We start from the raw sequence: 12642 nt of genomic DNA, 5'->3' as shown, positions 1-12642 counted from the left end.
CCGTTGCGAGAACAGGGGGCGACTGAGACGTATAACAGCTAATCAGAAGTCCAGCCAAAACTCCCTGGCAACCAAAACCGTGCTTCCGCACTAAGTGGCCCGACACCGCGAAAGCCTCCCTCAACCTCTAGTTCAACTTCAAGACAATCATTCTCAGGATGCCCTAACTTGAGCAATAATTCAGCCAATCGAATATTCGCCAGTGGCCCGCCCGAAAGTACAAGCCAATCCCGGTCTTCCCAATCTTTTTTGCTATAACAATAGTCAGATTCATTGCCACGATTTAATATCGGCAAACTATACACATCTATATCCTTATCAAGCCAAGGATGCTTCTTTAAATCTTTTGGATTAATTTCAAGCGCAAACGCGCTTTGTTCAAATTTCCCTTCAAGTGGCCAATAGCTACTGCCAATAATACGGATAGTTCTTATTTTGGAATTTCGATTGGTAAGATGAATAAGTCGATCCTTACCATCGGAAGCTATTGTCGCAGCTAGTAAAAATAAGCCTAGCTCAAAATACTGCTGCGGTAGAGAAAAAAACTCTAAGGATTCAACGAAATGAACTGAACCATAGGCATGTATAGATTGCGTGATTTTTAGTCCGCTCACCTCAACCTCAAATGGTATTGAACCCAGTTTTTCCCTTACGAAATCAACTTTTTGAGGTGTAGTCGTAATGCCGCCAGTAAATATCAGTTGTTCAATGAGAGATGGTAATTCAACGTGATTTTTCATTACAATCCTATTGGGGAAAAAGCTTGACCGGCTCTGACTTCAATGCCTACCCTTATTCCATTCGGAAGCTTTAAGCGCGTCAATATTTTGTATGCTAATTGATAAAACTGTTCCGATGCCGTTAAATGATTTAATAGCAGGCCCATTGATCACACGACGGGAAAAGCCTGCCTTGAAGTTAGTTAGCGTACCAATTAGTCTTGGTAGCATTTTTTTGTAATTCGCATAGAAAAATCGCCCCATTCCAGCGAAATATATTCAGTCAAGTCAATCGAACTTATGCGTCCTATAGTTTTAAACTCACCAGAGAACGTTTCGCGGGAACTTTCGCCTTTGCGAGGACAAAGGAGGACTCAGACGTATAATATAACCGATCCAAGCCAACCCCGGAATGCTCAAAGACCACCAATAGCTGTCGGTAAACCAGAATGCTATCGCACATATAAGCGTACCAATTAGAGTGCCTATAAGCGATCCGGCTACACCGCCTCGTGTCCCATAATCGAGAGGCCCTTTTTCCCTATTTGGAAGAATGAATTGCGCCATAACCGTCTCTTCCTGGAATTAAATAATCAAAGTTGAATTTTTCCAGTACTCGATATTTTTTGTGTAGAACTCAAAGCCGCGATCTGTGAATTCTGATTTTTTGTATTCGCCATAGAGTGAAAGAAAATAAGCAATACAGGAACGTTGGTCAGGATTCATACTCTTGTAAAACTCAATAGGACTTTCCGAATCTTGTGTCAACAAAGATTCAAGCGATAGCTCAAATTCGATATCAGCGAGTAAGTCCATATCCTTGGATGGAGGCAAAATTAATGCTTCCATTAAATCAAAAGGATAATTGGATACAGCCCCGTAGGAGAGCATTATCGAAGCGAGAATCAAGTGGCTCGGTAGGTAATATTTGACGACATCCAAGGGTAAAGAACTCATCCAGGTCGTGAAGTGGATATCCATGCTGCCAAAATTTAGTCGCCGCCCAATAACCTCACTCCACGGTCTGCCGTTCAACAAGCTTCTTGCTTCACGGTTAAAATCTGTTTTGTTATTTTCAGGTACCGCAGGAATGGGTGCCATTGGGAAGACGCGGTAAACAGCTTCTTCAAAATAGCTAGTTATACGAAGCGGCTTACTAAAAATCATGTTGTCTTATTTTTTTATATTGAGTTTACCAAATCAGACGTTCAACGCGGAATTTCTCCAGTACTCGATATTTTTTGTGTAGAACTCAAAGCCGCGATCTGTGAATTCTGATCTATTGTATTCTCCATAGAGCGAAAGAAAATCAGCGATACAAGCGCGTTGCTCTGGATTCATTGTTTTATAAAGTTCAAGGCGCTCAGTTCCCTCGCTAATCAATGATGAGTCAAGGCACAGCTCAAAATCCATCTCAGCAAGGACTTTTGGATCTTCAGAGGAAGGCAAAATTAAGACATCCATAACACTAAATGCGTAATTAGAATCTGCATTGTAGGAAGTTACCATCGAAGCAAGAATTAAGTGACTTGGGAGGTAATATTTGACCATGTCTAATGGCAAATATCTCAACCACGTCATTAAATATACATTCAAACCGCCAAAATTTAACCGGTTTCCTATAACCTCACTCCACGTTCTACCGCTCAACAATCTTTTTGCTTCATAGTTAAATTCTGTATTGGCGTTTTCAGTAAATATTGGAATAGGTCGCATCGGAAAGACCTTGTAAACGCACTCCTCAAAATAAACATTTTTATCCACTGGTTTAATGAACATGGAATTTTCCTTCTCTATTTCTTACATTGACGAGCCAACAAATTAGCTACGCATTCTTGACATTTGACCAAGCCTTGCATTCGGCCCCCGACTTCCTTCCAGTGAGTTCCGTCTCCACCACCAAAACACATCATCATTACATCAATTCGTTTTTGAATGCAGTCATTTTGTTTTGCTACGTTGTCCTCAAGCACAGTCATATCACACTCGTTGCCTTTGCATTTTTGTGGCTTTTCGCAGGATTCTTTCACTAAATTTTTGTGCACATCCAGTTCAGCACGTGTGCAATTACTGGTCTCAGGTGTAATTCCATCACCAGGATAGTTCGGGCCGCTCGGAAATCGGCCATACACTTTACCGAAGGAGTTTTCCCAAATTTTTGTTGCTTCTGGTGAAATACTGGGCGGTGCTGGTGCTGAATTTGCTGTACTTGTTACGAGCATACCAGCGCCAAAAAGCGCCAATACCACTGCCCCGCCGAAAATAATTGCGGCTGCCAGAACGGCAATAACCGCGAACGCAATCAGATCGTAAGCACTGTAATGTGGTGCAGTTACCACTGAGGTCACTGGAGCCGTCGCCGTTCCATCATCGCAGCCCGGTTCATCAACACCACCGTTGTAGCCACCATTGATCATAAATGCGCCAGCACCCGTTACAGGGTCGCTGAGGATATACCCAAGCCCTTGCCAAGTGCCATCGTTCATTGCGCTTTCGGGTACGATTGCTTCTTTTCCTGCAGCAATTGCATTTTGGATATCAGCTTTTACGTCTACAGGGATTGTCAATGTTTGTAATACAGCCTGATTATCTGACGTAATCCTTAAAATAGCCAATCCACTATCTCTTGCACGGTTAATCAGACGTGTTGCTGATGACCCTGAACCAATTTCTCGATTAAAACTAATATCAAACGCAAGCCCCTCAAAATCTGAGCCTTGTAGTCCGCTTTGTTTCATGAAAGAGACAGGGACCTGCCCATCATTAGTGGTAGCTGCAATCAATACCCTTTTCACATCGGCGTAGCGCCCTTTATAGGCGGCCGATCTGGGGATACCAAAGAAGTAGCTTGTCACGAGAGGTGACCCAAATGCACCTACCGATGGCAATCGGAAAGCCGCCGCATTTTGAGCCGTGGCAACAAATTGATCATTCGTATCATGCAAAAACCAATACACTAAGCCTACAGTCTGCAAATTCTCTGATGCATTATTGGATGCAAATTTTGCAGAACGGTCGTCCAGCATAGCTTGAGTAACGCCAGCAGAGTTAACCACAAATACGGTTTCGTCTCCAGCAGTGATTTGGTAGCTGACAGGTTGTCCATTTATTCCTGTTGGATCTGTCATCGTCAATACTACGGTTTGTTTAGTACCAAATTGAACGGCATTGCCTACCGCTACAGACGTGTTATCCAGTGTTAATTTAGGTTTGCCGTTGATAAGGTAAGCTGGCAAGCTGTTTGCGTTATCCATACGCAAGCTTTGCAATAAGGTCGCATCTGCATTGGTCGCAGGGTCGAAGGTCAAACCGAGCTTTTGATTTCCTAGTTGGGGGAGTGAGATCGTTTTCGAAAATGCTGCGCTTTGCAAACTATCGTTTTCTCCCGCAAAATACTCTACGGTAATTCCCCATCTCAAATTGGCTGGTAAATTTTGAAACTCACTTGCCTGCACTACTATTTGGTATGGCAGGGAACCATACAAAATAGGCGAGGAAATTGCTTGAATTGTTTTCTTACCCTGCAATTTATCTAATGCTTCGGAAGCTCCAACGGATTGTCTCCATGCTATTACCTTGTGTTGCAATTCCTCTATTTGATTCGCGACAGCATAACTGTCACCGCCAGAAATCCTATTCCCATTTGAGTCAATCACTGCTGTTTTAAGAAAGGCTTGTTCATACGCAGTAAGATCAAATTGCATGGCATTCAACAAATCAACATGCGGCGTAAAATCATATTGCTTAAAACTGGCATCCATCGGCACCCAGGTGTTCGGGTTTTTGTTGATGGCTCCTCTGCTTGGTGCGTAATCAACAAAGGCTTCTACCCACACGTGTTCCATGCGGATGGTGCTGATCTTGCCACCGCTGGAAAGACCGATGTTGGGGATGCCGCCTTGCCCTAAGAGGCTTTGTGCTGCTTCGGCTCTGGTGACACCACCAACCCAGTTCATGACTTTGTCGGCAGGTACGTCAATTGTGCCATATACGTATCTGGCTGGAATGCCAGCCGCCCTATACAAAGCGATGAGCAGGCTGGCTGTGTCAAAGGCATTGCCGCGTTTGTTTTGCAGGGTCAGTTCACTGCCTTGTATGCTGCCGTAACTGGGAATGAAGCTGATGTTGTTTCTGACCCAGTTGTAAATCTGTACGGGGTTGTTGTTCAATGCCGCTGCTTGTGCTTTGATGGCGGGTGTCAGTTGAATGTCTTCTGTCTCTGCCGTGTCTTGTGCTACGGGTATATCGGGAAGTGTCGCTTGCGCCAGTTTCAAGCCATCCGGTATTTGCCCGGCCAGCATGACTTTGTCGTACTTGGGCGGGAACAGGCTGGCCTGATATTGGGCCTTGGTTTCGTTGGGTTTTCTGACTTTGTTGCTGGGGCTGCCAAAGGGCAGTTTGTTGGGGTCGGTATATTGATGCGGCTTGGCATTGGGATACTTGTCCATGAAACTGCTCAGGTCTGCCAATGCGGTCTGGCGATCACTGGTCTGGCGTTTGTCATCGGCGTCGCCGACTCTGTCCATGATTTTGTCGAACTCGGCCTGGCGGCTTTGATACAGTGCAACTGCCTTGCTATGACGCGCCAATATGTCAGATGAGAGCTTGGCATCTTTAAGATGCTGCTCTGTATCTTTAAAGCTTTGGTCAATATCACTGTAGAGTGCTTTGATCTGGCTGTTTGCTGTACGGATGGTGCTGACATGCTGATTGACCAAGTCGGTTTTGTTGCTGGTCGTAGCGGTCAGGGCGAGTAAGCTGGTTTTGGCTGGAGTGCTGGTTGCAGTACTAGTTGCTGTGCTGGCTGCCGGCGCAACAGCTTTGACTTCATCCTGGATTTGCTTGAGCAACTGGCTCAGTCGTTCTTCTGCGCTGCTGGGTTTTGTGGCCACTGTGGTATTGGCACTTGCTGCAAGCGCAGGGAATTTGCTCGATATTCCACTCGACGCTATGTCACTCTTTGCCTGGCGGATGTTGTTTGCCATATCCGCAGCAGCGCGTGTTTGGGCTGATACAGCGCAAGGATACAGCGTCAGACTGCTGAAGGTGGTCAATACGACGCAGGAGATAATACGTTGGAAATTATAGTGGCGGAACATAGGATTATCAAAATCGCAATCAGGCAAATATTGCATAGTATCAATGGTTTGAAACTATTACAAGAAACTCCGATTACCAAAACAAAAGCCCTCAACGAATGAACTACGAAAATAACCTAATCAGGTGCTTGAGAAATTGGTCCTGACTTGCATTGATAAATATGCCAGCGGCAAAAATTATATTTATGCTGTTAAATCAAAGAGTGCCGCGTCAGACATGCACGGGCAGCTTCGCGTAAATCCTAATTTTGTTCATCACAACCGCCACCCACTCATGCATCAGCCTTCTGTGCAATATCACCATACCGCTGCACCCAGGTCCAGGCGACTGCGGTCGTCAGCAGTGCACAGATTGCGATGCCATCGACCATGCCTTCGCGGCCCGCTGGCAAGCTGGCTTTCAGGATTTCGCCCAGCAGGATGGCCACCGCCGTTATCAGGAAACCACATAGCGAAGATGCCGTCGCGGCCAGTTTGCTGAACGGTGCCGACACGGCCGACTGGCCACATGACTGATGGATGGCATGCGCAAACAAGAATAAGGACTGGGGCAGCAGGATGGCCCAGATCGATTGCCAGCCCATCTGGTTCAGCATGATGATGGCGCCACCACCGGCCAGCGTAATCATGCCCGCTATTTTCAAGGTCTTGCGTATGCCATGTTCGGCCAGCCATTGGCGGCAGGCAAAGGTACCGGCCAGGTGCACGAGGGAACTGATGGAAAACAGGTAGCCCAGTTCCAGCGCATCCAGCCCGTACAGATCAGTGAAAACAAAGGGGGACAGCGACAGGAAAAAATAATGTCCGGCATAGCTGAATGCCGTCAACGCCGCATAGCTTAAAAACAGGGGGTGTCGCAAAATTTGGCTGAACTGTTTCAGGACACCGGCGATACTCACCTGCTCTGATTCATGGGCGGGTACGGTTTCTGGTAACTTGAAGGCGATGAAGATCAATGCCAGGGCACTGCAAAGTATCAATGTCCCCAATGCGGCACGAAAGCCCCCGATATAAATCAGACTGGCCCCCAGTAGCGGGCCGGCCAGCGAAATCAGGCCCAGCCAGGAAAACGCCAGCGACAGCATACGTATGCCATCCACTGGCTGGAAACAGTCACGCACGATGGCACGCGCACAGACACCAGCAGCAGCGATCCCCAGCCCCTGAAAAACACGCCCCACCAGCAATACAGCAAGCTGGCTGGTAAAGGTGACGAATAGGCTGGCCACCAATAACATGCCCAGGCCAAGCAACAAGACCCGCCTGCGCCCCAGCCTGTCGGCCACCGGCCCCCAGAGAATCTGGCCAAAGCCAAAACTGATGACCAGTACCGATAAAGTCAGTTGCGCCTGGGCGTCAGAGATACCGAGTTTTTCTTTGAGTAATGGCAGCGCTGGCAAATACAGGTAGCTGGCGACGGGATGCAGGCCCAGCAATAAAACCAGCGCGCATAACAAAGCTGCCTGCCCCATCTGCCTGGTTTCGCTGGTTTCGCTGGCTTGCATCACTATTCACTACTTTCTTTTACCAAGTCTTAGAAGCTGATGACGATCTTACAGAGGAAATTCATCCCGCATGGTAGCAGCCAGCCCCCGCAAGGGTCATGACAGTTTCGTGACAGGTGCAGGCAATCCAGTCCGTCAAAAGAAAAAATGCTGTTTCAAGGGTAATGATGCGGCACCGATTGCGGTCGCGTCACCACTGATTTCTGAAGCGACAATCACCGCCTGTGGGCGCTGCACGCCGCGCCTGGGGATATTATCGATGACCAGTCTGGCGATCAGGCGTTCTGCCAGTGCCTTTGGCAAACGCCCGCCCAGCACAATGCGTTCCGTATCGAGTATGCCGACTATCGCTGACACCACCAGTGTCAGCGCTGGCAGGCAACGCTCTATCCAGCGTTCCACGCAAGGCCAGGTCAGGTCCAGGTGTTCCAGCATGTCGTGGATGGTGGTGAAAGACTGGCCATCTTCATTGCACATCAGGCGCAGCATTTCCAGGGTTGGGCGTTCCAGCCCCTGCCCCGGCAAGAAACCGGCAAATTCACCGGCATTGCCGTGGGCACCGCGCATGCACTGGCCCTGATACACGATGCCACCGCCAAAACCATGGCTAAAAAACAGGTAGGCAAAATTCTGGCAATGCATGCCCACGCCCAACAGGCTTTCGCCTATGGCGGCGGCATTGCCATCATTATCCAGCCAGACCGGGTAGCCGATTTCTTTTTCCAGCAACAGATCAAGATCGATCAAGGCCAGGTCATCCAGGGGTGCGGGCGGGTTCAGCCTGGAACCCTGGCCAACAAAAAACCCCGTCATGCCCACACCCACACCAAACAGGCGATTGCGTGCCATGGGGTGCAGGTCCAGCAACTGGTCGATGGCGATACGCAGATAGCTGCACAAATCCAGCCGCGTGATGGGGGCCATGCGCTTGGTGGACTGGCCGATCAGGTTGCCAGCAAAATCAATCAGCACCAGGTTGATTTCATCGGTAGCGATCGAGGCACCGATGCAAAACGCAAAGTCAGCCACCAGGGCAATCTGCGGGCTGGGCTTGCCCCTGGCCTTGCTCGGCAGGGCATCAGTAAATACCAGCAGCCCCCGGGCTGCCAGGTCATCCACCAGCCGCATCACCGACTGTGCCGCCAGACCGGTGACCCTGGCCAGGTCTGCCCGGGTCACTGCCACCTTGCGGCGTATCAGGTCCAGCAGTTGCCTTTCATTGGCGGTCACCGTGACAGGCGCGCGGACTTCCCGCGAAAATTTGCTATGAAACCGCAGGTTGGCATGAGGATTATTTTGCAGTGGCAACAGTGGCATACAGTGGCAAATTCAGGATGGATACAAGGATAAGGGGCGCGCTGCAATAACAGTAACAGCAGCAACAGTAGCAACGCGGCACAAGTTTGAATTAATTATATAAAAATTAAATCACTTACGCTGAGTAAATATGCCTACCTGGCATTTGAAGGCCTTCTTCCTGCCATTGCAAGCCGGCATCCCCGTCTATCAAGGCATCTTTCCCCTTTAAAATGAGTAATAAAACAAGCATTCTCACAAAAACCACAAAATTTTCCATTTTCAGCGTTTCATGTAATAATTAAGTCACAGGAAGTGAATAAAATAAAAAAGGATGCACTGACCCATTTCCAGGGGCAGACAAACTAACCAAGAGGATGACAAATGAAACCAGCACCCCATTCCGGCAATAGCCACAATAGCCGCACCAGCCAACATCGCAAGCCTCAGTCCAGCCTGCTGCCACATGTCTGTGGCATGAGCCTGATTGCCATGGCCGTCAGCAGTGCTTATGCACAAACTACACCAACAACAGATACCAGCAAGAAAACCGAAGACGAGGTCAACACCATTGTTGTCACCGGCAAGGCATTGGCACTGAACAAGGCCATTTCACTGAAGCGTGATGGCAATACCATTGCGGATGGCATTTCTTCCGATGAAATCGGCTCCATCCCTGATTTTGGCCTGGGTGAAGCGGTACAGCGGGTGGCGGGGGTGTCGATGATCTTGAACAATGGCCGCGGTGAAGCCCAGTTCATGACCCTGCGCGGCCTGAACCCGGATTACAATTCACTGACCATAGACGGCATCACTTTCCCCGGCACAGAAACCACCAGAAGAACGGTGTCCCTGGACGTATTGCCTTCTTCATTTTCAAAACAGGTGAATATCTATAAAAGCCTGAATGCCGACATGGACGGCAATGCCATCGGCGGCACCACCAACCTGGTGACCCGCAGCGGCCTGGATAAACGCGGCTTTCACATCTCTGGCAGGGCCGATGTCTCGCAATGGCGGGCGCTGGAAAAGAGCAATTCCAAACCATCGGGGCAAGCTGAAATGACTATCAGCAATACCTTTGGCGAAGACAATCAGTTAGGCGTACTGGTGTCTACCGGTTACTACAAACGGCAATCCTCGTCCTTGCTGACTTCGCTGGACAGTTATAGCTATTTCCCGACGACGGGCAACCAGACCAATGCGGCAAAAATCAACCAGACCACGGGCAGCGTGGATGGCAGCATCGCTTTCCCTGACCGCGAAAGATGGCTGACCTATGACAATAACCGCGAGCGCAAAAGCCTGTTCGCCCGCTTTGATTTTGATAATCACGAAAACCTCAGCGCCCATCTGAGCGCAGGCGCGTTTGAGCATGTCAACACCGAAGACCGGCGCTCGCAATGGCTGCAAAATGCGACGGCAGCGACCTCACCAGTGAATATCATCTCTGCCACCGAAGGCAGCGTCGGCGTGGGGCAATCACAAACTGATTATTCTGCCTTCACGCAAACCCGGCGCATCAGTTATGTCGAAGGTGGTTTCTCTTACATGCCAGCCAAAGACAGCGTGATTGAAGCCGTCGTCAACAGCGCCCTGGGCAGCTACCGGCAAGAATCACAGTTATATACCTTCGTCAGCGCCAATTCTGCCAGCCTGGCGTACAACTACAGTTTTATACCCGGCCAGATGCCGGTACTGACACCAGTCAACCGCGCTTACCTGCAAGATGCCAAAAATTTTACGCAGACTGAAAACACGCGCAATGATGAACAAAGTAAAAACCGTTCCGTGGTCGCCAAAATCAGTTTTTCAAAAAACCTGGATGAAGGTTCCAGCGGCTGGGGTTTCAAGACCGGGCTGCAATCCCGCAAGCTGACGCAAAACTATAACTTCGACGAGATATCCAAATACATCCCGGCGACCGGTGTCAGCATCCCCCTGTCTGCCGTGGGTGCCAGCACGGTGGCGATCACGCCGTATAGCAGCAATGGCCAGACCCTGCTGTTGCCTGATCCGGCCAATGGCCAGGCTTACCTGGGTGCCAATCCGGGTAAATACATCCTGTCCAGCGCCACCATGATCACCAACAGCACGCAAAAAGACTTCAACATCAAGGAAGACGTGAATGCGGCCTATGCCATGACAGCCTACCGCGCCAGGAACTGGTCAGCCACGGCTGGCCTGCGCTATGAAGAAACCAGGCTGGATATTGACACCTATGTGCCAGCGCCGCTGAACCAGACTGCCGTGTTTGCGCCAAGCGCATTGCATTCTTCTTATGCCAAGGCACTGCCTTCGCTGAACCTGATCTATGATTTCAGCGACAGTCTCAAATTAAGGACTGCCTACAATAAATCACTGGGCCGCCCTACCTATGCGGACCTGGCACAAAATTCCAACAGCGTCAGCGGCACTACCATCAGCATCACCCAGGCCAACCCCAACCTGGTGGCACGCTCGGCCAACAATTTCAATGCCTCGCTGGAATGGTATCCATCCAACACCAGCATGATTTCGGCAGGCGTATTCCGCAAAGACATAGACAATGAAATTGCCAAGCTCACCCGTACTGAAAACGTAACGATTGCCGGCACCATCTACCAAAGCAATATCACGCAGGCGCAAAATGTAGGCAGTGCCAGTGTCACCGGGCTGGAACTGCAGTTGGTGAATACCAGATTCAGCAGCCTGCCGGCCCCTTTCAACCAGTTTGGTGCCAGCGTCAACTACACGATCATGGACATGAACCCCTCTGCTGTCACCATGCAAAACAAGACGCAAAGGCAAATGCCGGCACTACTGGAATCGGCAAAATCCACCGCCAATGCGTCGCTGTTGTGGGGTAATGGTGCCATCAGCGCACAACTGAGCTATAACTGGACCGGCCCTACCCTGATCACCCTGTCCACCACCAATGCCGCGCAAGATGTGTATTACAAAGCCTTTGGCACCTTTGACAGCCAGATCAAATATGCGTATTCCAAACAGTTGGCCATTGTGATGCAGGCAAAAAATCTGTTGAATGCACGCCCTGGTCGCACCACCGGCTTGCAACAACAATTATTGCAACAGGAATTTGACAATGGCCGAGCGCTCTTCCTGGGCCTGACCTACGCCATGTAATACAAGCCGCCAGAAAAATTGAACGCCCGTGGCAGCCAGTATGCTGTCACGGGCAATACGGAGAACACCACATGCAAATCAGCAGAAGACAATTATTGTTGGGGCTGGGCAGCGCCGTCAGTGCCAACCTGCTCACACCTGGCTGGGCCGGTGCGGCTGAAGCAGCGGCTTGCGATGGGGCATCCCCTACCTCTGCCCCTGCCACCAAACCGGCGGATACGGGGCCGGGTAAAAAATTTGGCGCAGCAGGGGAAGTGCAATTTTTCCCTGGCAATACCATCATCTGCCACCTGCCCCCAGCCAGCACTACGCACACAGAAGTCGCCGTCGTCTGGCAGCAGTTGCAAAACCTGACGGCCAAGACGCATATCACCTGGCTGCCCTCCACCTCTTATCATGTAACGATTTTTGAAGGGGTGGTGGATGCCATCAGGCGGCCCGGCAATTGGCCGCACGGCCTGCCACTGGATGCACCGCTGGAAGAATGCTATCGCTACCTGTCTGAACGCCTGCGTCAGTTTGATCTTGGTATCACACTGCCGCTACGCTTCGTGATTGATGACACGCCCCGGCAAAAAATCACGACCGCCATCCCGCTCAAATGCATCGATGATGCCGAAGCCAGAAAGCTGAGTGACTTGCGCAACCGCCTGTCGCTGGCGACGGGCATCAGGCAAGCCAATCATGACAACTATGAATTTCATACTACGGGGGGCTATTACGTGAAGCAGTTCAGTGACTGTGAAGCAATCACTTACCAAAAGAATTTCCAGGCGATGGTCAGCAAGCTGAAGAAAAAACTGCCTGTCATCGAATTAGGTAACCCTGAATTTACCCTGTTCAGTGACATGAGCCATTTTGAAAGGCAGTTTTACTTATCCAGCCGCAGCTAGCTGA

The 12642-nt window shown here is 49.8% G+C and carries 9 protein-coding genes; 2 read left to right on the top strand and 7 right to left on the bottom strand.

The annotated features are described in order from the left end of the window. Nucleotides 1-38: 38 nt before the first annotated feature. From ACO0LM_RS20145 to ACO0LM_RS20115, 7 genes are all read right to left on the bottom strand, one after another. Nucleotides 39-740, bottom strand: coding sequence for a hypothetical protein (locus ACO0LM_RS20145; RefSeq protein ID WP_423039289.1), 702 nt, complete (start codon nucleotides 738-740; stop codon nucleotides 39-41). A gap of 564 nt (nucleotides 741-1304) precedes the next feature. Further along, on the bottom strand, nucleotides 1305-1886 hold the full coding sequence (locus tag ACO0LM_RS20140; protein ID WP_423039287.1) for a hypothetical protein: 582 nt from the start codon (nucleotides 1884-1886) through the stop codon (nucleotides 1305-1307). 33 nt (nucleotides 1887-1919) lie between these two features. Beyond that, nucleotides 1920-2498 carry a hypothetical protein gene (locus ACO0LM_RS20135; RefSeq protein WP_423039285.1) on the bottom strand — a complete coding sequence of 193 codons (579 nt, stop codon included), beginning with the start codon at nucleotides 2496-2498 and terminating at the stop codon, nucleotides 1920-1922. Nucleotides 2499-2512: 14 nt separating this feature from the next. Continuing rightward, the gene (locus ACO0LM_RS20130; protein WP_423039283.1) at nucleotides 2513-5854 is read right to left on the bottom strand and encodes a transglutaminase domain-containing protein; all 3342 of its coding nucleotides are present in this window, start codon (nucleotides 5852-5854) and stop codon (nucleotides 2513-2515) included. Nucleotides 5855-6090: 236 nt separating this feature from the next. Then, nucleotides 6091-7323, bottom strand: a complete 1233-nt coding sequence (locus ACO0LM_RS20125) for an MFS transporter (protein ID WP_423039281.1) — start codon at nucleotides 7321-7323, stop codon at nucleotides 6091-6093. A gap of 135 nt (nucleotides 7324-7458) precedes the next feature. After that, on the bottom strand, nucleotides 7459-8640 hold the full coding sequence (locus tag ACO0LM_RS20120) for an ROK family transcriptional regulator (RefSeq protein WP_423039279.1): 1182 nt from the start codon (nucleotides 8638-8640) through the stop codon (nucleotides 7459-7461). A 115-nt stretch (nucleotides 8641-8755) separates the two neighbouring features. Beyond that, nucleotides 8756-8899 (bottom strand): hypothetical protein, encoded by a 144-nt coding sequence (locus ACO0LM_RS20115; protein ID WP_423039277.1) that lies wholly within the window; start codon nucleotides 8897-8899, stop codon nucleotides 8756-8758. Between the two features lie 104 nt (nucleotides 8900-9003). On the opposite strand from ACO0LM_RS20115, the gene ACO0LM_RS20110 reads away from it, so the two are divergent. Beyond that, nucleotides 9004-11745, top strand: coding sequence for a TonB-dependent receptor (locus ACO0LM_RS20110; RefSeq protein ID WP_423039275.1), 2742 nt, complete (start codon nucleotides 9004-9006; stop codon nucleotides 11743-11745). Between the two features lie 71 nt (nucleotides 11746-11816). Further along, complete coding sequence (locus tag ACO0LM_RS20105) at nucleotides 11817-12638, top strand: DUF1868 domain-containing protein (RefSeq protein ID WP_423039273.1); 822 nt, start codon at nucleotides 11817-11819, stop codon at nucleotides 12636-12638. Nucleotides 12639-12642 lie beyond the last annotated feature (4 nt).

The sequence above is a fragment of the Undibacterium sp. Di26W genome, from assembly GCF_049340265.1.
Lineage (GTDB): Bacteria > Pseudomonadota > Gammaproteobacteria > Burkholderiales > Burkholderiaceae_D > Undibacterium.
The sequence above is the reverse complement of the archived record's forward strand: the minus strand, read 5'-3'. Positions and strand labels throughout refer to the sequence as shown.